Here is a 24,265-nt window from a genome sequence, read left to right on the forward strand (position 1 = left end):
AGACTTCCTCCACACCTACAACCACCACCGCTGCCACACCGCACTCGACGGACACCCGCCCATCAGCCGCGTCAACAACCCTGCAGGTCAATACACCTAGTCACCGCCCTTGTTGATCCACGCGTCGAGGGCGCCATTGCGGGCGATCTTGACCCAGTCGGCCCGGCCGTCGCCGTCCAGCTGCGGCAGGGCGATCATCCCGCCGGTGCCGCGGGCGATCTTGCCTCGCTCGGTCCAGTCGCTGCGGCCGGTGTTGAACCAGGCGTTGGGCACACCGTCGCCGTCGAGGGCGATGTAGTCGTCCTTGCCGTCGCCGTTGAGGTCCGCGAACTCGATCTGCTTGTTGGTGCGGGCCTTGAGGTTGGTCAGGATCGCACCGCTCGGCTCCCAGCCGTCGTGCCCGGGGGTGTCGCCGCCCCGGTTGTAGAAGACGTCTACCTTCGTTCCGAAGTCGAGGAGCCGTACGTAGTCCGCCCGGCCGTCGCCGTCGATGTCGGCGAACCTGATCCGGTCCACCGGTGTGTCCGTCCCCCGCCCGTAGTTCGGGTGCGGTTCCCAGCCGGGCTTCCACCCGGCGGCGTCCACGGTGTCGCCGCCCCGGTTGATGTAGGCGTCGATCGTGTGGTCGGGGCGGATGACGAGGTAGTCGTCCTTGTGGTCGCGGTCGAGGTCCGCGAAGAAGACCCGGTCGGGTCCGTGTCCGGTTCCCATGGCGATCTCGCCGCGGTACGTCCAGACGGTCCTGCCGTGGTCGTCGCGGTTCAGCCAGACGGTCGCCGCGCCGGTCGGGGAGATCCAGGCGATGTCGCTGCGGCCGTCCCCGTCGAGGTCCGGGTACTTCATCGCGCCCGCGACGTCCGGGTCGCCCGGCAGTCCGTCCCAGATCCTTCCCTTCGGCTCGTACCCTCCGCGCGGCCCGTTGGGGTCGCCCGGGGGCGCCGCCTCACGCACCCAGCCGTTGTCGAGCGCGGCGCCGACGCCGGCGACGTAGGCGTCGGCGATCTTGCGGTATCCGGCGTCGCTGGGGTGTACCTCGTCGACCAGGTCGCCGGTCGTGACCGCGCTCAGGTCGACCCTGACCATGTGGTCGCCCTTGGCGATCCGCGCGTCCAGCATCGGCGCGACGGAGGCGTTGTAGGCGTCGATCCGCTGCTGAATCGCCCGGTTCGTCGAGGGCGTCAGCAGGCCCACCACGATCGTCACGCCGGGGGACCCCTGGTAGATCTGGTCGATCAGCCGGCTCAGCCGGGCCGGGGCGTTCGCGACGTCCACGTCGCGCACCATGTCGTTCGTCCCGGCGAGCAGCGTCACGACGTTGGGCCGCATCTGCGGAACGGCGTCGGAGGCCTCGGCGGCGATCTGGTCGATGGTGTAGCCGGGCCAGCCCTCGTGGTCGGGATCGGGGATGCCGATCCCGTTCCTGCGCTCGCCGACGAGGTCCCGTTTGAAGGGCAGGTCGTACCAGGGCGAGAGGATGTCGTTGCCGAACAGCTCGTTCTGGCTGATCTTGCCCAGGCCGTCCTGGATCTCGTCGCGCGCCCCCGACTCGTTGGAGCTGCCGAGACCTTGGGTGATCGAGTCGCCCACGGGCATCAGCCTGATGGACTTGGGAGGATCGGCGGCGGCACGGGGGTGCCCGATGGTGGTGGGCAGGTGGTCGGACGGCGGCGCCCACTGCACGACGTGGGCGTGACTGAGCTGCTGCGCGGCGGCGATGTCGCTGGTCACGAAGTAGTCCAGGCGTCCGCCGTCGCGGTGGGTCTGCACCGTGGTGTGGATGGTCCGGCCGGGCGGGAATCCTTCGCGGTCGACGATGACGTTCGGCTCGACGTTGAAGTCGCCTCCGACCGTCCACTCGTACTCCACGCGCCGTTCCTCCGCCCAGTTGCCCACCTGGGTGTCGATCGCGTCGAGCAGGGGCGCCGAGTCGCCTCCGCCGCCTGACAGGCCGTGCACGGTGAAGTACCAGTGGGAGCCGTACCGTACGCCGAGTGCGGTACGGCCTGCCGCGATCGGGTTCTGGACGACGTTCACCTCGTCCGGCTGCCCGTTGACGACGATCGCGAGGTTGACCCGGCCACCGACGCCGTCCTGCGTCAGCAGGAAGTAGACGTGGCGTTCTTCGGGGTAGGCCTCCCTGTGCAGGTTCCACACGTAGTGCCGTACGGAATGGGTGGTGACCGTGCGGTCCGCGCCGACCGTGGTGCGGATCAGATCGTCCTTCCGGGTCGAACTGTCCGCGGGAGTCGCTCCGGCCTCCTGGAGCATCACGATCCTGTACTGCCGTGCGTACGTGCGCACGTTGTTGTACCACTTGTTGGTGTTGGGCCCCGACTCGTTGGCTCCCTGCATGTTCCAGGTCATCAGCGGGGTGCTGGCCAGCGGTCGCTGCTCGGCCGAGGCCGGCCTCGCCGGGACCATCACGAGGAGCCCGGCCAGCAGGAGCAACAGGGCGCCGAGGACGCCCGCGCCCCGGAACCGGCGCCGCCGAAGGGCGTGGGCGGCGGTGGCGGTAGCGGCGGCGGCGGCGGTTCCGGTAGCGGCGGCGGTGGTGGCGGTCATCGGTCTCCTCCGTCGTTGAGGTATCCGACGATCGCGCCGCTCCCGATCATGGCGAGGTAGTCGATCCGCCCGTCACCGTTGAGTTCGGCGAACATGATGCGCTCCGCCGGATCGTGCGTACCGTCGGCGCCGCCGGCGTGGCCGTCCACGAGTACACCGTCCTTGATCCCGGCGTTGGCGAGGCTGAGCAGCGTGCTGTCGGGGTACAGGAACAGCCGGTCGTCGCGGCCGTCGCAGTCGAAGTCGCCGAACTCGGGGCGGGAGGTCGCGAGCAGCGCCTTCCCCTCGGAGACCCTGCCCCAGGCGGCCCACCCGTCATGGCCGGGCCGGTCGCCGCCCTCGTTGCGCCAGGCGAACAGGTCGCCCTGCGCGGCGGACTGCGTGAGGTAGTCGTCGTCGCCGTCGCCGTCGAGATCGGCGAAGTACACCTGTCCGGGCGGTGTGCCGGTGCCCCGGGCGATCTGCCCCACGGGCCTCCAGCCGGGTTCGATTCCCGTCGGGGTCGTGAGGTCGCCTCCTTCGTTGATCCACCCGTCGACGGCGCCGTCGCCCTTGACGGCCAGGTAGTCGTCCTTGCCGTCGCCGTCGAGGTCGGCGAACTTGACGCGGTCGGGGGCGTATCCGGTGCCCAGCGCGATCCGGCCGCGGTAGGACCACCTGCCGTCGCGGTCGTTGCGCCACTCGCGGATGCCGCCGATCTCGTCGAGCAGCAGGCGGTCGTCGTCACCGTCGCCGTCCAGATCGGCGAAGCGGATCAGGTGGGGATCGGTGATCCCCGGGATCGCGGGGGCGATCTCCCCCTGGGGCGCCCAGCCGTGCCGCTCGCCACAGCGCCCGAGGGCCGCCGCGTCCTGGGGCGCGGCCATCGACGGGACGACGGCGGCGACGAGGGCCAGCGCGGCGGTGACGACGAGGGAGCGGCTGCGCGGGGCCGAAGAGCTCCTCCCTCGACGGTCGGAGCCGCTCCCGCCTCGACCGAGGCGGGTACGGGTGGTCAGTTGCATGAAGTGCTCCTTGGCGTGGACGAGTCGAGCCTGGCCGCCCGGGACGGTGCGCCGGGATGGTGGTCGAGGCCCGGGCGCAAGGCTTCGGCAAGACGCGTCCGCACACGGCTCGCCGGACGCACCCAGGGGTCCAGGGGAAACCCAGTTGCCCGTGCGCCGTCAAACGGAGCGATCATTCTCAGCCTGGGAGAAGCGGAAGGCAGTCCACCAGGTCCCCCGCGCAAGGCGCTGCCGGGCGGGCGGGCCGCAGCGGCTTCGAACGCATGGGCCCCTTGGCCTCGGCGGAGTCGGGGCCGCGCGGGGAACCCGGCCGGACAGTCGGCGATCGGCGCGGGATCACGGCCTGGCAAGTAGGCCATAATCGTGCGGATCGCGGCGGAGGAGGCCGCCTGCCCGCGTCAGGCGGGCGCCGCGCCGGCCTCCGCCTGGCTGCATGGCACCCCCTGGGAGGGGCTCGGACGACGTACGGGTCGGGGTCGTGCCACGCGTACCGCATTGCACGGCTCTCGACGAATGACCTGCTGAGCGGCGGTCCGGCTGTGTGTCAGGGGTCGGCCGGCGCCCCTGTGGGGCCGCTCGTCGATTCCCGTTTGCCATGCGCATGCCGCTGTGAGCGCCGCCCTGGCCGAGCAGTCCGTGGCGGGCTGTGCCGACCGCCGCGAAGAGCAGAACCCGAACGTCCCCGTCGCCTTCACCGACCACGGCACGGTGGCCGTGGAAGAGGGGGCCCACGTCTACGGCATCGGGTTCCAGGGAGGCTGGGGGTACCAGAACCAGCTGATCGGCGTGGGGCGCGACGGCGACACGGTGACGATCGTGACGTGGGAGAGCAACTGGGGCTCCCCGCCAGTCGCCGCCTTCAAGAACACGGTCACCACGGCCGTGAACAAGCTGCACTGAGCGAACCGCCGGAGCGAGGTGATCCCGTCGCGCCGGCGGGCACAGCGGAGGCGGGGGGCGGCGGAGGCGGGGGGGGCAGCGAAGGTGGGGGGTTCAGCCGGCCGCCGGTGGGCCGTACACAGCTGCCAGCTCGACGGCCAGGCGTGCGAGCCGCTCTCTCGCCTCCGGCGGGTCCAGCACCTCGACGCGTGCCCCCAGCCCGGCCAGCTGTGTCGCGATGACCTCCGGCGTCGGCCCGTCGACCCGTATCTCCGTCCACCCGTCGGGGAGCTTCGGGCCGACGTGGAGGCGTCCGTCGAACAGCCTCTCCAGGATCGCCATGGCAGCCGGTTCGGCGCGGGCCCGGACCGTCGCCGCGTACAGCCGTTCCTCCAGGCGCGCGGCGAACGACCGCCAGACCGAGGGGAGGTCGAAGCCGGGCGGCCGTACGACGGGATGGCCGGTCGCCTCGGCCGAGGCGACCCGGCTGAGCCGGAAGGTCCGCAGGCCACGCTCCGTGTCGGCGACGAGGTAGTCGTGGCCCGCCTTGGCCACGAGCCCGAGCGGATGGACGGTGCGCACGCCGACGGGCTTGCCGGGCCCCGCGTACCCGAGCCGCACCTGGATCCCGTCGACCACGGCCCGGCGGAGCGTGTCGAGGTGCGGCCCGGCAGCCGTACCGTCGGCATGCGACCAGTGCGCGCCGTCGGTATGGCCGGCCCGCGACGCGGCCTCGGCGCCCGGACGCAGGGGTGCCGGCAGAGCCCGTACCAACTTGCGCAGTGCCGTGCGGAGTTCGGGTGTGGTCGACGAGGGGCCCGCCAGCAGGAACAGGGCCCGGGTCTCCTCGGCGGTCAGCCCGGTGAGGTCCGTACGTGCGCCGCCGACCAGCGACCAGCCGCCGCGGCCGCGCTGTGAGTAGACGGGGATGCCCGCGGTGGACAGGGCCTCCAGGTCGCGGCGTGCGGTGCGCGGCGACACTTCGAGTTCGGCGGCGACCTCGGCGACGGTCACACGGGTGCGGTCGTCGCTCGTGGCGGGGACGGCCGTGCCGGGGACGCCCCCTCCGCCCTTTCCGCGCCCCCCGTGCGCGGGCGCTGCGGACGGGCGCGCCCTCCGGAGCGAGTGCCCCCGGGCGCTGTTTCCGTAGCTCCGCGCGTCATCTTGCGAATGATTCCAGCCGGAAACCGGGGTTGTTCACCTGGTGTTACACAGGGGACACCACCTGCCCGTATTACTGTTCGTTGACCCGGACTTGAACTTGCTTTGGTGAACAGTGTTGACGGCGGGAGACGAGGGAGGGAAGTGCACATGACGTCCACCGGATGCGTGGGCCCGGCGCCCACCTTCCTGCTCTCCTTCCTCCCGGCCTTCCCGCCCGCCCTCGTGCTCTGCTTCCTCCTCGTCGTGAGCTGCGGCGGCTGGGGTCCCGCGACGGCGTCCGGGCCACGCCCGGCCGGCCCGCAGCGCGTTCTGGCCGCCGTCCCCGCTCCCTACGAGACGGCTCCCGCGCAGGACGGCGAACTCACCACCTCCCCCGGCCGCGCCGCGGCGCGCCGCCGAGAGCGCCGCTCCGGCACTCCGCGCCTCCCCGCCCCGTACCCGGCGGACCACGCCGATCTCACCGATCTCGCCGATTTCGCACCCGTACCGGCCGGACCGGAACCACAGCCGGCCGCGGACAGCAGGGCACGCGCGAGACGGCACTCCGCCCACGGTCCCGACGTCGCACGTGCGCAGGCCCTCGCTCCCGCCACACTTCAGGTGTTTCGCTGCTGACAGGCAGGACCACACACGAAGCCGTCCTGTCAGCCCGACGCGCCCCCACGCGCGCCAGGAGGAATACACATGCAGCCCCTCATCGACCACGCCCGCCGGTTCGGCCGGCGCCCTGAGGAGTTCGCCCCGCTCGCCCAGGGCCAGTCCCCGGACGCCCTCTTCATCACCTGCTCCGACTCCCGTGTCGTCCCCGCGCTGATCACCGGAGCGCGCCCCGGCGAACTCTTCGAACTGCGTACGGCGGGCAGCATCGTCCCCCCGTACGCCGGCGCCGCGCCCACCGGCGAGACCGCCACCATCGAGTACGCCGTCGAGGTCCTCAGCGTGCACGACATCGTGATCTGCGGCCACTCCCACTGCGGCGCCGTCGGCGCCCTCGTCCGGGGCGACGACCTCAGCGCCGTACCGGCCGTACGGGACTGGCTCGCCTACGCCGCCCCCGAAGGCACACCCGGCCGACCCGACGATCCGGCCGTCGCCGACGCCGTGCGCGGACACGTCCTCGCCCAGTTGCTCCGGCTGCGCTCCTACCCCTGCGTGGAGCGGCGGCTGGCCGCCGGCGAACTGCGCCTGCACGGCTGGTTCTACGAGGTGCACACCGGCGCCGTCAGCACGTACCGCCCCGAGACCGACTCCTTCGAGTCCCTGTGAAAGGGGAGATCAGCATGTCGCCTTCCCTCTCCCGATTCCCCTACCTCCGGCAGGACTTCGCCGCCTCGCTCGTCGTGTTCCTCGTCGCGCTCCCGCTGTGCATCGGCGTGGCCGTGGCGTCCGGCGTACCCGCCGAACTCGGCCTGATCACCGGCATCGTGGGCGGAGTCGTCACCGGCCTGATGCGCGGCAGCAGCCTCCAGGTCTCCGGGCCGGCCGCCGGTCTGACCGTGCTCGTCTTCGAGGCGGTCCGCGCCTTCGGCCTGCCCGCCCTCGGCGTCATCGTGCTCCTCGCCGGGATCCTCCAGATCGTCATGGGCGCCTTGAGGTGGGGCCGCTGGTTCCGCGCGATCTCCCTGTCCGTCGTCGAGGGCATGCTGGCCGGCATCGGACTGGTCATCATCGCCGGGCAGCTGTACGCCGCCGCCGGCATCCCCTCCCCCGCCTCCGGGCTCGCCAAGCTGGGCGGACTGCCCGGCGCCCTGTTCAGGGCCCTGGGCAGCACGACGGCCTTGGCCTCCCTTGCCGTCGCCGCCGGTACCGTCCTCGTCATGGTGCTCTGGCGGCGGCTGCCCCAGGCCGGGCGCGCCGTGCCGGGGGCTCTGGTCGCCGTCGTGCTGGCGGGCGCCGCGACCTGGCTGTTCGACCTGCCCATCGCCACCGTACGAGTGGGCGGTGTCCTCGACGCCGTACGCCTGCCCGGGACGGAGTCGCTCACCGCCCTCGCCGACGTGGCGCTGCTCGGCACCGTCCTGGCGTTCGCACTGATCGCCTCGGCCGAGTCGCTGTTCAGTGCCGCGGCCGTCGACCGGCTGCACGCGGGCCCGCGCACCCAGTACGACCGGGAGCTCGTCGCCCAGGGCGTCGGCAACACCCTCTGCGGCCTGCTCGGCGCGCTGCCCATGACGGCCGTGATCGTGCGGAGCTCGGCCAACGTCCAGGCCGGCGCCCGCACCAAGGCGTCCCGGGTCCTGCACGGCGTGTGGCTGCTGCTCTTCGCCGCCCTCGTGCCCGCGACCCTCTCCTACGTTCCCCTCGCGGCCCTCGCCGGCATCCTCGTCCACGCGGGCTGGAAGCTCGTCCCGTTCCGGGCGGTCGTCTCCCTCTGGCGCACCCAGCGCGGCGAGGCGCTGATCCTGGTCGTGACGGCGGTGTCGATCGTGGCGGTCAACATGTTCGAAGGCGTGCTGATCGGCCTGGTCCTCTCCGTGGCCAAGGCCGCCTGGGACGCCTCCCACCTGCGCATCGACCGCCTCGACAACGGCACCGGACCGGTGCGGGTCCGGCTCTCCGGGACGGTCACGTTCCTGCGCCTGCCGAAGATACTGGACGCCCTGGAGGCACTGCCGCACGACCGGCCGGTGGAACTGGACCTCTCCCAGGTCCACCACCTCGACCACGCCTGCCGCACCGCCCTGGAGGCATGGGCCGCCCGGCACAGCCCACACGACCCGGACGCCATCCGCGTGCGCTTCCTGCCGGAACGGGCCCGGGCCTCGGAGACGGCCGACTCCTCACACTGAGGCGCGGCGAAAGGCAAGAGGCGCCCCGACGGCGACCAGGAACTCTCGGTCGTCCCCGAAAAGCCCCCTTCACGGGAGGGTCGAACCATCCCTTGTTCGCCGTGACGAAGAAATCCGGAGCGTCGCTTTCGACGACCGATCTCCGCCATCCTCCTGAGGGAGGGACATATCCCGTGGCCGCGTTGGCAAGCGTCGGCGGGATGAGGGGACTCGCAGGATCCACCAGCCCCAGGAAGACCAGTCCAGCGGGGGCGAGGCGCCCAGCGTGGTCCATTGCGCAAACCTTTCGAAAGTCCCTCGGGTGAATTCCAAGGACATGGACGAAGCAGTGCACGGCACCCCAGGGGGCCGTGCACTGCCGCTTTCTCATCTGCTCGTGCCCACTGGGAAGATGGTGCAGCACCACCTCGGGGGGGGCAGGTCGAGCCTGGCCAGGGTCTGCGCCGTCGTGCGCAGCTGGCGCATGATCGCCGCCGAGGTCATCGAGTGGCCCATGACATCACCGACGACCAGCGCCACCCGGCTGCCGGGCAGCGGGATCGCGTCGTACCAGTCGCCGCCCACCCGGGCCGTCTCGGCCGCCGGCAGATAGCGCGAGGCGAGCCGCACACCGGCCGGCTGCGGCAGGAAGTCCGGCAGCACGGTGCGCTGCAGCTCGTCCGCGATGACCGCCTGGCGTCCGTACAGCACGGGCACAGCTCGGCCGCGGGGGTCGGGTCCTGGTCGGGGACGAGGGCCAGCTCCTCGCCGTACGAGTCGACGATCGCATGCACCCTGTCGTTGCGGCGCAGCCGCAGCACGAACGGTCCCACCGGCCGTTCGTCGCCCACTGGCAGCGGGTGGCGCAGATAGACCAGGATCTCGTCCGCGAAGGCGGGCAGGCTGGCCCGGCACAGGCCGAGGACGATCTCGTCCAGGTCGAGACCGCGCGCGATCCGCCGGGTCGCGGCGCCGATGAAGCGCGCCGTGTCCGCACTCGGGCCCGGCAAGGCGCGCGGCTGGACCGGGTCGTCGCTGGTGGAGGGGTTGTGCCCGGTTGTTGTGAACAACCGGGCCAGATCCTCGTCGGTGACCGGAGGGTTCCGGTCGCTCGTTGCTTCGCCGACGACGACCCGGGGCCCGCCCTGTTCAGGTACAGCTCCCGTCCAGCCCACGTCCGCGGCGGCCCCTTGCACGGCTTCGTGCTCGCGGTCGAGCATGTCGCGGACCTTTTGGAGCGTGGCGTCGACCTGGTCGAGGGCGAGGTCGTCCGCTGTCGTGTGCCCCACGTCCGGGAGGACCAGTGCGGCAGTGTCAGAGGAACTTTCCCCCGCGTCGGCGGCAGGACGGAGGTCCCTGAGTTCGGCTTCCAGGTCGCTGATCTGGCGTGCGGCGAGGTCGGCCACCTGCTGGGCGCGGTCGCGCTCCGTCTCGGCCCGGGTGAGTTGCTCCCGGAGTTCCTCCGCCTGGTTGTGTGCTCGGGCGAGACGTGACGTGGCCTGCATTTCCTCGGCGGCCTCGCGGGCGTGCGAACCGCGGATGGCGTCGAGCCGACGGGTCAGCTGGGCGACCTGCGCCTGTGTCTGTCCCAGCATGGCGAACAGCAGCGTCGCCGCCTGCAGAGCCTGCAAGCGGGCCTGCTCGCTGATCTCGTACGCCTGGCGCACCCGGTTGAGCTCTTCGAGAGCCGCGATCGTCTGCCGCTGGGCGTGGACGAGGCTGTCCACCGGATCGTGTGCCGGCTGCGCGGGGGTGGACGTGCTGCCGGCCGTCCACAGGGCCTTGATGTGGGCGAGTCGCTCAGCCGCTTGCTCCCCGCTCTCGCACGGGAAACAGACGTCGGGGACCGCCTCCGCCGTCTCCCAGGTCAGACCGATGCCGTTGAGCTGGTCCCGGAGGCGCCGCAGGGCCGGGACAGGTTCGCTGAAGTGGTCGGGGGTCAGCAGGCCGTGCAGGCGGCTGACCGAGATGTTCGAGGCGTCGAGCCACCCTCGTAAGACCTCGACCAGCGCGTTGATCTCCCGACTCGGTCCACGCGCCGGCGTCCATGGACGCCCCTGGCCACTTCGCCGTCCCCACCCGGTCCTCCTCGACGAGGTAATCCGCGAACAACCCCTTGTTGTTACCGCAACAACGTCCAACCGGTTCGTTCGGGCGGGCGGTGGGTGGATCGTGAAATCAGCGGCGCGCCCCGCGCCCCACCCGGCCGAAGGACCTGGAGGATCTTCGTGAGCATGACCCACACCGCCTTGCTGCTCATCGTGATCGGCTTGGCGGTGATCGTCTCGGTTCTGGCGGCGGGAGCGGCCTTCGCCGTCGCCCGTTGGGGCGGCGATCCGGTGCGTCGCGGCGTCAGGACGGGCGTTCGTGACGACATCGGCGGTCATCTCCGCGGTCCTGACCGTCGCGGTCACGGTCCTCGACCGTTGAACATGCCCCGGCCCATGGGGGCGTGAAGCGACGACGGCCCCTGGCTACTGCGGTCGGTCGGCGGGGTGGAGCGCGGCGGCCCCGTCGGGACGCCGCCCTGCGGCTTGAAGTCGCCCCCCTTCCATTCCCTCTCCCTGGAAGCGCCGAACGGCGGACCGTCTCAACAGCCTGCCAGGTGCTCCCCCGCGTGTGATCACTCCCCACGGAGCATCAGGCATGCGTGCCGACACAGACAATCATCCGCCGGCCCTCGGTTCCCCCACCGGCCGCGACACAGCCGGATCGGGACAGAGGTCGGCCACGGCCGCGGACGGGCTCCCGCTGGGGCGCGTCGGGTTGTGAGGGAAGGTCAGTGCTCCGTCCGGGGGCCGCACAGGGTTTCGCGCAGGTGGGTGGCTTCCTCGTCGAGGTGGTGGAGCAGGGCCTGCAGGGCGGGGCTGCGGGTGCGGTGGGCGACTTCGGTGGTGCCGACGGTGCGGCCGACCGAGGGCAGTTCGACGGGGAGGGCGGCGAGCTGGTGGTCGTCGCGGAGGACCAGTTCGGGCAGAAGGGCGATCATGTCGGTCTGCAGGAGCAGGGCGCGCATGGTGAGGATGGATGTGCATTCGACGCGGTCGCCGGGCAGTTCGAGTCCGCGGTCGGCGAAGAGCGCGCCGAGTTCCTGCCGCAGCGCTGTTTGTTCGACGGGCAGGATCCAGGGGTGGCCGAGGGTGTCGGTGAGGGTGACGGCGGGGTCGTCGAGGAGGGGGTGGCCGGAGCGGACGGCGAGCCGGATGCGTTCTCGGTAGAGGCGCCGTTGGCGTAGGGGGGCGCCTTCCTTCGGGGCGGGGCCCACCCTGCCGACGATGATGTCGAGTTCACCCGCGAGGAGGGCGGGGTGCAGGACGTCGGGGGTTCCTTCGCGGACGACGACGGTGAGGCGGGGGCGTGCGCGTTTGAGGCGTGCGACGGCGCGGGGCAGCAGCACGTTCGTGCCGGCCAGGAGCGCACCTACGGTGACCGTGCCTTCCTGGCCCTGGCGTAGTCCGGTGAGGTGGTCGGCTGCTCGTCGTAGTTCGGCCAGGACGGCGCGCGCGTGTTCCGTGAGGGCCTGGCCGTAGAGGGTGGGCCGCATCCCGCGGGGGACGCGGACGAAGAGCGGCAGGTCGGCGATGGTCTCCAGTTCGCGCAGGGTGCGGGTGGCGGCGGGCTGGGTGAGGTGCAGGGTTTCGGCGGCCCTTGCCACGCTGCCGTGGTCGACGATCGCGACCAGCAGGGTCAGATGACGGAACTTCAGCCGGCCGTCCAGGAGATCCATCAACAAGCTCCTCACGCAGAGGGGGTGGGGGCGTACCACTTCCCTGCCATAGCGAACTCGGTATGGGAAGAGTGCCATTTGGCATTGGTTCGGCATAGCTTGATGGGCGCATGATACCGGCACACGCCGGGGCAGCTGATCCGAAATCCCGGCCTGGCAACTCAACGGAGGTCTGCAAGGTGCGCTCACCTGTGCGGCATTACGTAGGGGGCGGGTTCGACACCACGGGTGTGCCGTTCCCGCTCGTCGACCCGGTCCGGGGCATCACCACGGGCGAGGCGCCCTCCGCCTCCCGGGAGCTCGTCGACCGCGCGGTCGACGCGGCCCGGGGCGCTCTGCGAGGGCCGTGGGGCTCCTGGGGTCCGGCCGAGCGCGCACGGCTGCTGCACCGCGTCGCCGACGGCATCGAGGCACGGTTCGAGGAGTTCGTCGACGCCGAGTGCGCCGGCACGGGCAAGCCCCGGGAGCTGGCCTCGACCGTCGACATCCCGCGCGCCGTCGCCAACTTCCGCTCGTACGCCGACCTGCTCGCCGGCCGCGCCGAGCGGTCCTGGCACACCCCTACCCCGGACGGGCGCGGCGCCCTCAACTACACCGTGCACAAGCCCCTCGGTGTCATCGCCGTGATCTCGCCGTGGAACCTGCCCCTGCTCCTGCTGACCTGGAAGGTGGCCCCCGCGCTCGCGACGGGGAACACCGTGGTCGCCAAGCCCTCCGAACTCACCCCTCACACCGCCTGTCTCCTCGCCGAAGTGATGGCGGAGGCGGAGCTGCCGCCCGGTGTCTTCAACCTCGTGCACGGAGGTGGCGCCGACTCCGCCGGGCAGTGGCTCACCGAGCACCCTGGGGTGGATGCCATCGCGTTCACCGGGGAGTCCCGCACCGGTTCGACGATCATGCGGGCCGCCGCCGGGCGGCTGGCCCCCGTCTCCTTCGAGCTGGGTGGCAAGAACGCCGGTCTCGTCTTCGCCGACGCGGATCTGGAGCGCGCGGTGGACGGCACCCTGCGCTCGGCGTTCACGCACAGCGGGCAGGTGTGCCTGTGCACCGAGCGGGTGTACGTGGAGAGGCCGGTCTTCGACGCGTTCGCCGACGCGCTGGCCTCCCGGGCGCGGGAGTTGACCGGATACGGCCCGATGGTCTCCGCCGCGCACCGCGACAAGGTCCTCGGCTATCTCCGCAAGGCCGCGGCCGACGGCCAGGTCCTCGCCGGCGGCGGGGTGCCGCGGTTCGGGGACGACCGGGACGGCGGTTTCTGGGTGGAGCCGACCGTGCTCGCCGGACTGCCCGAGGACCACCCGGCGGTCCGGGAGGAGATCTTCGGCCCCGTCGTGCACCTGGCGCCGTTCGACACCGAGGAGGAAGCCCTCGCCCTCGCCAACGCGGGGCCCTACGGACTGGCCGCCACCGTATGGACGAGCGATGTCAGCCGGGCGCATCGGGTCGCCCCCGCCCTCGATGTCGGCATCGCCTGGGTCAACACCTGGAACCTGCGCGACCTGCGCACCCCCTTCGGCGGCGTCAAGGCTTCGGGCATCGGCCGCGAAGGCGGCGACCACTCCCTCGACTTCTTCTCCGAACCCATGAGCGTGTGCGTGAAGCTGTGAACACGACTGACACCACCGACACCAACGCCACCACCGCCACCACCGCCACCGCCGGGGACGCGTCCGAGGCCGGCCCGGCAGTGGCACGCGCCGTCGAGCGCCTCGACACCGCCCGCCGCACGGGCATACCGTGCGCCCCGCTCCGTGACCTGCTGCCGTCCGGGGACCTGGACGCCGCCTATGCCGTCCAGAGCCTGCAGACCGACAGGCTCGTCGCTGCGGGACGCCGGATCACCGGCTGGAAGATCGGGCTGACCTCATCGGCGGTGCAGGCCCAACTCGGGGTGGACACCCCGGATTTCGGTCCGCTGTTCGACGACATGGCCGTCCCGGACGGCGCCGAGATCCCCTGGGGCGCGGTGCTCCAGCCCCGCGCCGAGGCCGAGGTCGCGCTCGTCCTCGGCGACGACCTCCCGTACGAGCGGCACACCGTGGCCGACGTGATCCGGGCGACGGCCTTCGTGCTGCCCGCCGTCGAGGTCGTCGGCAGCCGGATCCGCGACTGGGACATCACGGCCGTGGACACCATCGCCGACAGCGCCTCCAGCGGCGTGTACGTCCTGGGCACCCGCCCCGTACTCCTGCGGGACCTCGACCTGCGGACCGCGGGGATGGTCCTCGAACGGCGCGGGGAGCCGGTCTCCACCGGGACGGGCGCGGCCTGCATGGGCAACCCCCTGCACGCGGCCGTCTGGCTCGCGGACACGCTGGCGCGGCTCGGCCGCCCGCTGCGGGCCGGGGACACCGTGCTCACGGGTGCGCTCGGCCCGATGGCGGAGGTCCTGCCCGGGGACGTCCTCGAAGCCCGTATCGACGGTCTCGGTTCGGTCCGCGCGGCCTTCGGCCGGCCCACGACGGAAGGGGACGCCCGATGAACGCCGGGACACTGGCCGAGGCCCTCGACCGTGCGGCACTGGACGGGCGCCCGCTGGCGGGCGGGGCCAGCGGCCTGACCGACACCGCCGGGGCGTACGAGGTCCAGAGCGCGCTGGTGGCACGGCGGCTGGCCAGGGGTGAGCGGCTCACCGGCTTCAAGCTGGGGTTCACCAGCCAGGCGAAGATGCGGCAGATGGGGGTCGCCGATCTGATCCACGGGCGGCTGACGGACCGGATGGAGGTGCCGGACGGGGGGCGGCTCGACGTCTCCGGGCTGATCCACCCCCGGGTGGAGCCCGAGGTGGCGTTCCTGCTGGGCGACACGCTGCTGCCGGGCGGGGACCCGATGGCGGCGGTCTCGGCCGTGGCACCGGCTCTCGAGGTCATCGACTCCCGCTACGACGGCTTCCGTTTCTCGCTGCCCGAGGTCATCGCCGACAACACCTCGGCGGCGCACTACGCCGTCGGCGCCTGGCGGACCACGCGTGACCTCGGCGGTCTCGGGGTCCTCCTGGAGCTCGACGGGCGGACCGTCGAGACCGGGTCGACCGCCGCGATCCTCGGACACCCGCTGCGTGCGCTGGCCGCCGCGGCCCGGCTGGGCGGTCCGCTGGAGCCCGGCACGGTGATCCTCGCCGGCGCGGCGACCGCCGCCGTACCGCTGCCACCGGGAACGCACGTGCGGGCCACGGTCGCGGGGCTCGGCACCGTCGCCCTCACCACGGAAGCCGTCGGAACCGCCGACGTCGCACGGGAGGACGCGTGATCGTGCCCGGCGCGGCGCCGCCGCGCGGCCGCTTCCCCCACATCCGGCGGGCCGGCGACCTCGTCTACGTCTCCGGCACCAGCTCCCGCCGGCCCGACGGCACCTTCGTGGGGGCGAGCGCCGACCCGATGGGGGTCACGGACCTCGACATCCGCGCCCAGACCCGGGCGGTGATCGAGACGGTCGGCCGTCTCCTCGCCGCCGCCGGCGGAGGCCTGGAGGACCTGGTCTCCGTGACGACGTACCTGGTCAACATGAACGACTTCGGCGGCTACAACCAGGTCTACGCCGAGTACTTCGACGAGACCGGCCCGACCCGCACCACCGTCGCCGTCCACCAGCTTCCCCATCCGCACCTGCTGATCGAGATCAGCGCCGTCGCCCACATGCCGCAGGACAAGGAACCACCCCGATGAACATGACACCGTTCAACCTCCAGGCCTGGATCGACGAGCACCGCCACCTGCTCAGGCCGCCGGTCGGCAACGTCCAGATCTGGCAGGACGCCGATCTGATGGTGACGGTCGTGGGCGGCCCCAACCGTCGCACCGACTTCCACGACGACCCGACCGAGGAGTTCTTCTACCAGCTCAAGGGCGACATGGTCCTGCGGGTCATGGACACGGAGGGACAGCCGCCGCACGACATCCACGTCCGCGAGGGCGACGTGTTCCTCCTCCCGCCGCACGTGCGGCACTCCCCGCAGCGGCCGGAGGAGGACAGCGTGGGCCTGGTCGTCGAGTTCGTCCGGCCGCACGGGCACCGCGACGCCTTCGAGTGGTACTGCATGGAGTGCCACCACCTGGTGCACCGAAGCGAGCTGCAGCTCACCTCGATCGTCGACGACCTGCCGCCCGTGTTCGAGGCGTTCTACGGCGACGAGGCCGCCCGCCTGTGCCGCAACTGCGGGGCCGTGCACCCGGGCAAGGACTGGCCCAAGGAGCTGCGTCCGCGCACCCGCCTGGACGAGGCGGGCCTGATATGACCGTCGTCGACATCCACGCGCACGTCTTCCCGGAGCTCGGCCGCGCCGAGGCGCAGCGCCTCACCGGCTCCGAGGACGCCCCCTGGCTGCGGACCACGGACGGTCCGGACGCGGGCATGATGATGGCCGGGTCCGCCGAGTACCGGCCGGTCCGGCGCACCCTGTGGGACCCGGCCGAACGCGTCGCCGACCTGGACCGGGCCGGCGTGGACGTCCAGGTGCTGTCCAGCACACCGCTGCTCTTCGGCTACGAGCTGGAGGCCGCGCGGGCCGCCGACTGGTGCCGTACCGTCAACTCCCACCTCCTCGCCTACGCCTCCCACGCCCCGCACCGGCTGGCCCCGCTGTGCCAGGTGCCGCTCCAGGACACCGAGGCGGCCTGCGCGATGGTCACCGAGGCCATGGCCCAGGGCTTCCACGGCGTCCACATCGGCAACCACCTCGGCGACCTCGACCTCGACCACGGCGCGCTCGTCGAGTTCCTCGCGCACTGCGCCGAGGCGGACGCGCCCGTCCTGGTCCACCCCTGGGACCTGCCGTCCGGGCCCCGGTACGACCGCTACATGCTGGCCTGGCTGGCGGGCATGGCGGGCGAGACCCATCTGACGATCCTGTCGCTGATCCTGTCCGGCGCCTTCGAGCGGCTGCCGGCCTCGCTGCGGCTGCTCTTCGCACACGGCGGCGGCAGCTTCCCCTACCTCCTGGGCCGCGCCGACAACGCCTGGCACCGCCGGGACCTGGTCCGCGCGGACAGCCCGCATCCGCCCTCGCACTACACCGACCGCTTCTGTGTCGACTCGGCCGTCTTCGACCCCGGCGCGCTGCGGCTGCTCGTGGACGTGATGGGCGCGGAGCGCGTACTGCTGGGCTCCGACCACCCCTTCCCGCTCGGCGAGGAGGAGATCGGCCGGCTGGTCCGGGACAGCGGGCTCGCCCCCGAGGACCGGGAGGCCGTCCTAGGCGGCAACGCCGTCCGCTTCTTCGGCCTCACCCCGGCACCGGCGCCGACCCCGACGGTCTCCACGGTCTCCGCGTCCTCCACGTCCCCCGCGTCCCCGACGTCCCCCGCGTCCGCCCCCGTGCTCATCCCCGCGACGAAGGAGGCCGTCCGATGAGAGCCGCCGTGATCGGGTCGGGCAACATCGGCACCGACCTCCTCATCAAGATGCTCCGGGGCTCGGGCACGGTCACCGCCGCCGCGATGATCGGCATCGACCCGGAGTCCGACGGGCTCGCCCGGGCCCGCAGGCTGTCCGTCCCGACCAGCGCCGACGGCGTCGCGGGGCTCATCGCCCTCGACGACTTCGACTCCATCGACCTCGTCTTCGACGCCACCTCCGCCGCCGCACACCACCGCAACGCCGCCGCGCTCGCCCCGTACGGCAAGCGGATCGTCGACCTGACGCCCGCGGCCATCGGCCCGTACGTGGTGCCGACCGTCAACCTCGACGAGCACCTCGACGCCCCCAACCTCAACATGGTCACCTGCGGCGGCCAGGCCACGGTCCCGATCGTCGCCGCCGTGTCGGCGGTGGCCCCCGTGCACTACGCGGAGATCGTCGCCTCGATCGCCTCGCGGTCCGCGGGCCCCGGCACCCGCGCCAACATCGACGAGTTCACCGAGACGACCTCCCGCGCCCTGGAACAGGTCGGCGGCGCCACCCGGGGCAAGGCGATCATCATCCTCAACCCGGCGGAGCCCGCGCTGCTCATGCGGGACACCGTCCACTGCGTCGTCGACGACTGCGACACCGAGCGCGTGACCGCCTCGATACGCGCGATGGCCGAGTCCGTCGCCACGTACGTCCCCGGCTACCGGCTCAAGCAGGAACCACAGTTCCGCCGGATCACCGCGGACGACCCGCTCACCCGGCTCGCCGGCGGCGCGGCGCCCACCGGCGGCACACGGCTCCTCGTCTCCGTGTACCTGGAGGTGGAGGGCGCCGCCCACTACCTCCCGGCCTACGCCGGAAACCTCGACATCATGACCTCCGCCGCGCTGCGCACCGCCGAGCGCCTGGCCGAACGGAGCCCGGCCCGATGACCTCCGTCTACGTCCAGGACGTCACCCTGCGCGACGGCATGCACGCCGTCTCGCACCGCTACACCCTCGGCCAGGTGCGGGCCATCGCCGCCGCCCTGGAGGCCGCCGGCGTCGACGCCGTCGAGGTCGCCCACGGCGACGGCCTGTCCGGCTCCTCCGTCACCTACGGCCCCGGCGCCCACACCGACTGGGAATGGCTGGAGGCGGCGGCGGAAGTCCTCGACCGCGCCCGCCTCACCACCCTGCTGCTGCCCGGCGTCGGCACGGCCCAGGACCTCCGCCGCGCGCACTCCCTCGGGGTCACCTCCGTACGCGTCGCCACGCACTGCACCGAGGCGGACGTCTCCGCCCAGCACATCGGCCTGGCCCGGGAACTCGGCATGGACGTCTCCGGCTTCCTGATGATGTCCCACATGGCCCCGCCGGCCGAACTGGCCGCCCAGGCGCGGCTGATGGAGTCGTACGGCGCGCACTGCGTCTACGTCACCGACTCGGGCGGGCGGCTGACCTCGGACGGCGTACGCGACCGGGTCCTCGCCTACCGCGACGTCCTCGACCCGGCCACCGAGATAGGCATCCACGCCCATCACAACCTCGGCCTGGGGGTCGCCAACAGCATCACCGCCGTCGAGGCGGGCGCGCACCGCGTCGACGCTTCCCTCGCGGGCCAGGGCGCCGGAGCGGGCAACGCCCCCCTCGAACCCACGGTGGCCGTCTTCGACCTGCTCGGCTGGGAGCACGGCTGCTCGCTGTTCCCGCTGATGGAAGCCGCCGAGGAGCTCGTACGGCCGACGCAGGACCGGCCCGTGCGGGTCGACCGGGAGACGCTGACCCTCGGCTACGCCGGCGTGTACTCCAGCTTCCTGCGGCACGCGGAGGCCACCGCCCTGCGCCACGGGCTCGACACCCGGGACCTGCTCGTCGAGGCGGGCCGTCGACGGCTCGTCGGGGGACAGGAGGACCTGCTCACCGACATCGCGCTGGACCTGCTGGCCGCGCGAGGAACGGCCGCCTCCCCGCCCCCTTCCGCCGCCCCCTCTCCCGCCCACGCCCACGCCACGACGGAGTGACCGCCATGTCGACCACGACACTCACCGACCGCGCCGCCGCGCTCGACTCCGCCGACGCCCTCGCGCACGTCCGGGACCGCTTCCTCCTCCCCAAGGGAGTCGTCTACCTCGACGGAAACTCCCTCGGGGCCCTCCCCGCAGCCGTGCCCGCCGCCGTCGAGGACGCGGTGCACCGCCAGTGGGGCACCGACCTCATCCGCTCCTGGAACGCCAACGGCTGGTGGGACGCGCCCGTGCGGACGGGCGACGCCATCGGCCGGATCGTCGGCGCCGCCCCTGGCCAGGTGATCGCCGGGGACTCCACCAGCGTGCAGCTGTTCAACACCCTGCTCGCCGCCGCCCGGCTGCGCCCCGGACGCCGACTCCTCCTGACCGACCCCGGCCACTTCCCCACCGACCAGTACATCGCCGACTCCGTGGGCCGCCTGCTCGGTCTCGACGTCCGCCGGGTGCCCGCCCTAGAAGCCGCGGCCGTGCTGGCCGCCGAGGGCTCGGACGTCGCCGTCGCCGCGTACGCCCCCGTGGACTACCGCACCGGCGAGCTGCACGACATGGCCGCGCTCACCGCCGCCGCGCACGCGGCCGGGGCGCTGGTCCACTGGGACCTGTGCCACGCGGCGGGCGCCCTGCCCGTACGACTGGACGCGATCAGAGCCGACTTCGCCGTGGGCTGCGGCTACAAATACCTCTCCGGCGGTCCCGGCGCGCCCGCGTTCGGGTACGTCGCCCACCGCCACCAGGCGGAGTTCGACCACCCGCTGACCGGCTGGCACGGACACGCGGAGCCGTTCGCGATGTCCGGCACGTACGCCCCCGCTCCGGGCATCACCCGCGCCCGGATCGGCACCCCGCCGCTCCTCTCGCTGATCGCCCTGGAAGCCGCGCTGACGGCGTACGAGGGCGTGGACATGGAAGCGCTGCGGGCCAAGAGCCTCTCCCTGACCGGCTTCTTCCAGGAGTGCGCGGACACCCTCCTCGACGGCCTGGGCTTCACGATGGCCACCCCTCGCGAGCCGGCCCGCCGCGGCAGCCAGGTCGCCTTGCGGCACCCGGAGGCGTATCCGCTGATCGCCGCGCTCACCGCGCGCGGCGTCATCGGGGACATGCGCACTCCGGACCTGCTGCGTTTCGGCTTCAACGCCCTGTACCTCACGCACGCGGACGTCCTGCACGCCGTGGGTGAGCTGCGCTCCGTCGTGACCTCCGGGGCGCACCTGACCGCCGAGTTCCAGCAGCGCCCGACGGTCACCTGACGTGGCCGGGACGTCCGGCGAACCTCACCGGACCTTCCCCGAAGCCCCGCGCGTCCCCCGAACCCCTGATCGTTCCCCGAACCTCCCATCCCGTCTCTCACCGCCGAGAACCCCGAGGACTCCCATGCGATCACTCCGTACGACGGCTGCCCTGGCCACGGCGGTCGCCGCCGCCACCGTCGCGACCCTGCTCGTGCCCGGCAGCTCCGGCGCCACCACCGCCTCCCCCACGACCGACCCGAACATCCCGGAGGTCTGCGCCGACCGCCGGCCCGCGCAGGCCGACCCCGGCGCGTACGGCATGCAGCTGGACGGGACCTTCCGGCACCCCGCCCTCACCCCGGTCGACGAGGAGCACGAGCACACCTTCCCCGGCCGCAACGCGGAGTACGACACCCGCTCGTACATCAAGAACATGAAGGTCGAAGCCGCTTACGAAGGACCGGACTTCACCCCCGACTACTTCCACACCTGGCAGAACATCGTCGACTTCGGCGGCCGGCGGTACATGTTCCAGTACGACCGCTCCGAGGGCCGTGTCTACGACATCACCGACGTGAAGAAGGTCCGGGTCGTCGAACGCGTCAGCCGCGAGGACGTGGGCGGCGACGAGACCAAGGCCAACGGCGACTGGGCGGCCAACGACTACTGGGGTGCCTCCACCGTCCAGTGGAACAAGAAGCTCGGCGCGTATGTCATGGTCCAGAGCTTCGAGAACAAGCGGCAGATCCACGAGCTCACCGACGATCCGGCACATGACAAGTACGCCAACCCGGAGGGCGTCCGCAAACTGCGCGCGAAGCCGGGCCTGAAGGGCTTCAAGGTCTTCCGCCTGGACGGGCCCCGGAAGAAGGACTGGAAGCTGCTCGCTACGGTCTCCACCGACGCCACCCAGAAGGACCCCCTGCACAGCGACACCGACGCGGCCCAGCAGGGCTCCGGTTCGCTCGACACGCCGTACTGGACCGGAGAGCGGTACATGTTCATCGCGACGGCTCCGGACGACACCTACTCCCGCACCGAGTACCCGACCAACCTCCACTCGGCCGGCTACCAGTCCTGGGACATGGCCGACCCGGCCCACCCCAAGCTGCTCGACACATGGCACCTGCCGGGGCAGCGGACCGGTGAGGACGCGGCGTACCGGAAGAACCCGCGCTGCGGCAACCGCACGAGCTGGATGGGCGCGCGCATGCCGCTGTTCGTGCCCAGGCCCGTCGAGAAGGGCGGGCGCTACGCGTTCGCCGCGATGGGCGGCTACGGCCTGACCGTGCTCGACATCTCGGACCCGGCGAACCTTCGGACCGTCAGCCACCTGGACCTGCCGCCGTCCGTGGCGGGCACCGAGGGCGACAACATCGACGTCTCCCAGTACGAGCGGACCGGCATCATCTACTACTCCGGTTACCCGCTCACCGAGGACTGTTACGAGCAGTACAAGGACGTCTACCAGATCGACGTCAAGGACCCCCAGAACCCGCGGGTCGTCGGCGCCCTGCCCCGTCCGGTCCCGCCGAAGGCGTCCGGCATCACCGACTTCTGCCAGCGGCGCGGCAGCTTCGGGCCCAAGCGCACCGGCTACTACACGAACCCGGGCCGGCACACCCCGGGCGTGCTCGGCTACGGCTTCTACAACGCGGGGGTGCAGTTCTTCGACGTCTCGGACCCCGCCGAGCCGAAGATCGACGCCTACTTCGTCCCCAAGGCCCACGGCATCGGCACGCCTGACTACGCCTACGGCAACCAGACCCACGGCGTGTACGTGGAGTGGGACCGCAACATCGCCTGGGTGCTGACCAACCACGGCATCTACGCACTGTCCTCGCCGAAGGTCCTGGGCAAGCCGGATCTCGACCGCCCGTCCCGGCCGTTCCGCAACAGCGAGTTCTAGCCCCTCGCCTCGTCTCCCCGCGTCTCCCCGCGTCTGATCCTTCCCCTCCCCGCCTCCCCCGCCGTCCCCCGTACGGGCACGCACAGACAGAAGGACACCTGCCATGGCCACTCAGGAAAGACCCGTCCCGGTCTCCGACTCCGACACCCGGGAGAGCGGCCTCGTCCGTTCCCTGACCCCCCGCCAGACCACCATGATCGGCCTCGGCTCCGCGCTCGGCACCGGCCTGTTCCTCGGCTCCGGCTCGGCGATATCCGCCGCCGGACCGGCCGTGATCATCGCGTACGCGATCGGGGCCGTCCTGGTCGCCATCATCGCGGTCCTGCTCGGCGAGATGTCTGCCGCCCATCCGGTGCAGGGGGCGTTCGGCGCCATCGCGCACACCTATCTCGGGCCGTGGGCCGGGTTCGTCACCCGGTGGATGTACTGGTTCAGCGCGGTCGTGGTCATCGGCACGGAGGTCGTCGCCTCCGCGCTGTACATCCGGTGGTGGTGGCCGGGAGTCCCGATGTCGGCGGCGATCCTCGCCGTCGCGGCCATGGTCCTCACCGTGAACGTCGTCCACGTGAAGTCCTTCGGGACCACCGAGTTCTGGCTCTCCACCATCAAGGTGACCGCGCTGTGCGCCTTCATCCTGTGCGCGGCGCTGCTGGTCTTCTTCGGCCTCCCGGACACGCAGGCCACCGGTCTCGCGCACCTCACCGACGGCGGCGGGTTCATGCCGCACGGCGCCAAGTCCGTCTGGATCGCCATGTCCGTGGTGATGTTCGCGTACGCCGGCTTCGAGGTCGTCGCCATCGCCTCGGCCGAGGCCACGGACCCCCAGCGGTCCATCAGGACCGCGATGCGCCAGCTCGCGTGGCGGCTCAGCGTCTTCTACGTGCTCGCCATCACCCTCGTCGTCGCGCTCATCCCGTGGCGGCGGCTCGCGGAGAGCGACGGCAGCGTCGAGGCGAGCCCCTTCGTCCGGGTCTTCTCCGACGTCGGCGTGCCGGCCGCGGCGACCCTCACCAACCTCGTGGTGCTCGTCGCGGCCATCTCCGCCGCCAACGCCCACCTGTACGGTGCCTCGCGCCTCCTGCACTCCCTCGGCGACGACGGCCTCGCCCCGGCGCCCCTGGCCCGGCTCACCACACGCGGTGTCCCGGCGGCGGCGCTGGCCGCGTCCACCCTGGGCATCGCGGCGGCGGCGCTGCTCGCCTTCTACGACGTCGGCGGCATCTTCGGCATCCTCATGTCGATCGCCCTCTTCGCGGTGCTGCTCGTGTGGCTGCTGATCCTCGCCACGTACGTGGCCTTCCGCCGCCACCGGGACGCGCATCCGACGGAGTTCTCCGGCTTCAGCATCCCGGGCGGAAGCAAGCTCGCGCTGGTGGCCGGGGCGGGGGTGCTCGCCGTCGCCGCCACCGCGATCGAGGTCCCGGACATGCGACAGGCGGCGGGTATCGGCCTGGCCTTCACCGCCGTGCTCCTGATCTGCTACGCCGTGACGGTGAGCCGCCGCAGGAGCCGGCAGAACTGAGCGGGAGCCGCCGTACGGGGACGGCGGAGGACGGTGGAGGGGGACGGAGGGGGACGCGGCGCCGTGCCACGGTCGAGGGGCCGTGGCACGGCGCTGCGGCAGGTTCGGGGCCGGGGTCTCCACTGGCCCTGGTCCTGGTCCCGGCCC

General features: G+C 72.1%; 19 protein-coding genes and 2 pseudogenes. 16 read left to right on the plus strand and 5 right to left on the minus strand.

From position 1 onward, the window contains the following. Nucleotides 1-100, plus strand: a pseudogene (locus ACZ3ZE_RS36645) (IS481 family transposase); the annotation flags it as partial. On the opposite strand, the gene ACZ3ZE_RS36650 reads toward ACZ3ZE_RS36645, so the two are convergent. Together ACZ3ZE_RS36650 and ACZ3ZE_RS36655 are read right to left on the minus strand one after the other, a co-directional pair. Then, nucleotides 97-2,562: an FG-GAP-like repeat-containing protein gene (locus ACZ3ZE_RS36650; protein WP_467262144.1), complete on the minus strand. Its 2,466-nt coding sequence runs from the start codon at nucleotides 2,560-2,562 to the stop codon at nucleotides 97-99. The pseudogene ACZ3ZE_RS36645 and the gene ACZ3ZE_RS36650 sit on opposite strands and share 4 nt — an antisense overlap. Continuing rightward, complete coding sequence (locus tag ACZ3ZE_RS36655) at nucleotides 2,559-3,566, minus strand: FG-GAP repeat domain-containing protein (RefSeq protein ID WP_361180042.1); 1,008 nt, start codon at nucleotides 3,564-3,566, stop codon at nucleotides 2,559-2,561. Before ACZ3ZE_RS36655 ends, ACZ3ZE_RS36650 begins: the two co-directional genes overlap by 4 nt. A gap of 609 nt (nucleotides 3,567-4,175) precedes the next feature. Here ACZ3ZE_RS36655 and ACZ3ZE_RS36660 point away from each other — a divergent pair. Next, a complete protein-coding gene (locus tag ACZ3ZE_RS36660; protein ID WP_361180040.1) occupies nucleotides 4,176-4,466 on the plus strand; it encodes a hypothetical protein in 291 nt (96 codons plus the stop codon). Between the two features lie 93 nt (nucleotides 4,467-4,559). Here ACZ3ZE_RS36660 and ACZ3ZE_RS36665 read toward each other — a convergent pair whose 3' ends face one another. Further along, complete coding sequence (locus ACZ3ZE_RS36665) at nucleotides 4,560-5,459, minus strand: helix-turn-helix transcriptional regulator (protein ID WP_361180037.1); 900 nt, start codon at nucleotides 5,457-5,459, stop codon at nucleotides 4,560-4,562. A 297-nt stretch (nucleotides 5,460-5,756) separates the two neighbouring features. On the opposite strand from ACZ3ZE_RS36665, the gene ACZ3ZE_RS36670 reads away from it, so the two are divergent. From ACZ3ZE_RS36670 to ACZ3ZE_RS36680, 3 genes are all read left to right on the plus strand, one after another. Further along, nucleotides 5,757-6,224 (plus strand): hypothetical protein, encoded by a 468-nt coding sequence (locus tag ACZ3ZE_RS36670; protein ID WP_361180035.1) that lies wholly within the window; start codon nucleotides 5,757-5,759, stop codon nucleotides 6,222-6,224. Between the two features lie 69 nt (nucleotides 6,225-6,293). After that, entirely contained in the window at nucleotides 6,294-6,875 is a 582-nt protein-coding gene (locus tag ACZ3ZE_RS36675; protein WP_361180032.1) for a carbonic anhydrase, read from the plus strand. Between the two features lie 14 nt (nucleotides 6,876-6,889). Then, entirely contained in the window at nucleotides 6,890-8,398 is a 1,509-nt protein-coding gene (locus ACZ3ZE_RS36680) for a SulP family inorganic anion transporter (protein WP_361180030.1), read from the plus strand. A gap of 388 nt (nucleotides 8,399-8,786) precedes the next feature. Here ACZ3ZE_RS36680 and ACZ3ZE_RS36685 read toward each other — a convergent pair. Both ACZ3ZE_RS36685 and ACZ3ZE_RS36690 read right to left on the minus strand, forming a co-directional pair. Further along, nucleotides 8,787-9,597, minus strand: a pseudogene (locus ACZ3ZE_RS36685) (PP2C family protein-serine/threonine phosphatase); the annotation flags it as partial. 1,559 nt (nucleotides 9,598-11,156) lie between these two features. Continuing rightward, nucleotides 11,157-12,104: a LysR substrate-binding domain-containing protein gene (locus ACZ3ZE_RS36690; protein ID WP_361180028.1), complete on the minus strand. Its 948-nt coding sequence runs from the start codon at nucleotides 12,102-12,104 to the stop codon at nucleotides 11,157-11,159. Nucleotides 12,105-12,295: 191 nt separating this feature from the next. Between ACZ3ZE_RS36690 and ACZ3ZE_RS36695 the strand changes: the two genes are divergently transcribed. The 11 genes from ACZ3ZE_RS36695 (at nucleotide 12,296) to ACZ3ZE_RS36745 (ending at nucleotide 24,118) form a co-directional block, all read left to right on the plus strand. Then, the gene (locus ACZ3ZE_RS36695) at nucleotides 12,296-13,711 is read left to right on the plus strand and encodes a 2-hydroxymuconic semialdehyde dehydrogenase (protein ID WP_467262146.1); all 1,416 of its coding nucleotides are present in this window, start codon (nucleotides 12,296-12,298) and stop codon (nucleotides 13,709-13,711) included. Nucleotides 13,712-13,791: 80 nt separating this feature from the next. Then, nucleotides 13,792-14,586 (plus strand): 2-keto-4-pentenoate hydratase, encoded by a 795-nt coding sequence (locus ACZ3ZE_RS36700; RefSeq protein WP_361180045.1) that lies wholly within the window; start codon nucleotides 13,792-13,794, stop codon nucleotides 14,584-14,586. Next, entirely contained in the window at nucleotides 14,583-15,353 is a 771-nt protein-coding gene (locus ACZ3ZE_RS36705) for a 2-keto-4-pentenoate hydratase (protein ID WP_361180025.1), read from the plus strand. Before ACZ3ZE_RS36700 ends, ACZ3ZE_RS36705 begins: the two co-directional genes overlap by 4 nt. Then, nucleotides 15,350-15,769 carry a RidA family protein gene (locus ACZ3ZE_RS36710; protein WP_361180022.1) on the plus strand — a complete coding sequence of 140 codons (420 nt, stop codon included), beginning with the start codon at nucleotides 15,350-15,352 and terminating at the stop codon, nucleotides 15,767-15,769. Before ACZ3ZE_RS36705 ends, ACZ3ZE_RS36710 begins: the two co-directional genes overlap by 4 nt. Then, on the plus strand, nucleotides 15,766-16,338 hold the full coding sequence (locus tag ACZ3ZE_RS36715; protein WP_363293268.1) for a 3-hydroxyanthranilate 3,4-dioxygenase: 573 nt from the start codon (nucleotides 15,766-15,768) through the stop codon (nucleotides 16,336-16,338). Before ACZ3ZE_RS36710 ends, ACZ3ZE_RS36715 begins: the two co-directional genes overlap by 4 nt. Further along, nucleotides 16,335-17,453 carry an amidohydrolase family protein gene (locus tag ACZ3ZE_RS36720; protein ID WP_467262148.1) on the plus strand — a complete coding sequence of 373 codons (1,119 nt, stop codon included), beginning with the start codon at nucleotides 16,335-16,337 and terminating at the stop codon, nucleotides 17,451-17,453. The genes ACZ3ZE_RS36715 and ACZ3ZE_RS36720 overlap by 4 nt, the downstream gene beginning before the upstream one ends. Further along, nucleotides 17,450-18,382 (plus strand): acetaldehyde dehydrogenase (acetylating), encoded by a 933-nt coding sequence (locus ACZ3ZE_RS36725; protein WP_361180015.1) that lies wholly within the window; start codon nucleotides 17,450-17,452, stop codon nucleotides 18,380-18,382. The genes ACZ3ZE_RS36720 and ACZ3ZE_RS36725 overlap by 4 nt, the downstream gene beginning before the upstream one ends. Beyond that, the gene (gene dmpG, locus ACZ3ZE_RS36730) at nucleotides 18,379-19,452 is read left to right on the plus strand and encodes a 4-hydroxy-2-oxovalerate aldolase (protein WP_467262150.1); all 1,074 of its coding nucleotides are present in this window, start codon (nucleotides 18,379-18,381) and stop codon (nucleotides 19,450-19,452) included. The genes ACZ3ZE_RS36725 and dmpG overlap by 4 nt, the downstream gene beginning before the upstream one ends. A 5-nt stretch (nucleotides 19,453-19,457) precedes the next feature. Next, nucleotides 19,458-20,705, plus strand: coding sequence for a kynureninase (gene kynU, locus ACZ3ZE_RS36735; protein WP_361180011.1), 1,248 nt, complete (start codon nucleotides 19,458-19,460; stop codon nucleotides 20,703-20,705). 124 nt (nucleotides 20,706-20,829) lie between these two features. Next, nucleotides 20,830-22,596 carry an LVIVD repeat-containing protein gene (locus tag ACZ3ZE_RS36740; protein ID WP_361180009.1) on the plus strand — a complete coding sequence of 589 codons (1,767 nt, stop codon included), beginning with the start codon at nucleotides 20,830-20,832 and terminating at the stop codon, nucleotides 22,594-22,596. 103 nt (nucleotides 22,597-22,699) lie between these two features. Further along, nucleotides 22,700-24,118, plus strand: coding sequence for an amino acid permease (locus ACZ3ZE_RS36745; protein WP_361180007.1), 1,419 nt, complete (start codon nucleotides 22,700-22,702; stop codon nucleotides 24,116-24,118). Nucleotides 24,119-24,265 lie beyond the last annotated feature (147 nt).

This window comes from Streptomyces sp. NPDC023157 (genome assembly GCF_055560575.1).

Bases quoted from the DNA above. Each gene is read 5' to 3' on its own strand.
- ACZ3ZE_RS36650 (WP_467262144.1), bottom strand. From the start codon at position 2,562: ATGACCGCCACCACCGCCGCCGCTACCGGAACCGCCGCCGCCGCCGCT.
- ACZ3ZE_RS36655 (WP_361180042.1), bottom strand. From the start codon at position 3,566: ATGCAACTGACCACCCGTACCCGCCTCGGTCGAGGCGGGAGCGGCTCC.
- ACZ3ZE_RS36670 (WP_361180035.1), top strand. From the start codon at position 5,757: ATGACGTCCACCGGATGCGTGGGCCCGGCGCCCACCTTCCTGCTCTCC.
- ACZ3ZE_RS36675 (WP_361180032.1), top strand. From the start codon at position 6,294: ATGCAGCCCCTCATCGACCACGCCCGCCGGTTCGGCCGGCGCCCTGAG.
- ACZ3ZE_RS36680 (WP_361180030.1), top strand. From the start codon at position 6,890: ATGTCGCCTTCCCTCTCCCGATTCCCCTACCTCCGGCAGGACTTCGCC.
- ACZ3ZE_RS36690 (WP_361180028.1), bottom strand. From the start codon at position 12,104: ATGGATCTCCTGGACGGCCGGCTGAAGTTCCGTCATCTGACCCTGCTG.
- ACZ3ZE_RS36705 (WP_361180025.1), top strand. From the start codon at position 14,583: ATGAACGCCGGGACACTGGCCGAGGCCCTCGACCGTGCGGCACTGGAC.
- ACZ3ZE_RS36715 (WP_363293268.1), top strand. From the start codon at position 15,766: ATGAACATGACACCGTTCAACCTCCAGGCCTGGATCGACGAGCACCGC.
- ACZ3ZE_RS36720 (WP_467262148.1), top strand. From the start codon at position 16,335: ATGACCGTCGTCGACATCCACGCGCACGTCTTCCCGGAGCTCGGCCGC.
- ACZ3ZE_RS36725 (WP_361180015.1), top strand. From the start codon at position 17,450: ATGAGAGCCGCCGTGATCGGGTCGGGCAACATCGGCACCGACCTCCTC.
- dmpG (WP_467262150.1), top strand. From the start codon at position 18,379: ATGACCTCCGTCTACGTCCAGGACGTCACCCTGCGCGACGGCATGCAC.
- kynU (WP_361180011.1), top strand. From the start codon at position 19,458: ATGTCGACCACGACACTCACCGACCGCGCCGCCGCGCTCGACTCCGCC.
- ACZ3ZE_RS36740 (WP_361180009.1), top strand. From the start codon at position 20,830: ATGCGATCACTCCGTACGACGGCTGCCCTGGCCACGGCGGTCGCCGCC.
- ACZ3ZE_RS36745 (WP_361180007.1), top strand. From the start codon at position 22,700: ATGGCCACTCAGGAAAGACCCGTCCCGGTCTCCGACTCCGACACCCGG.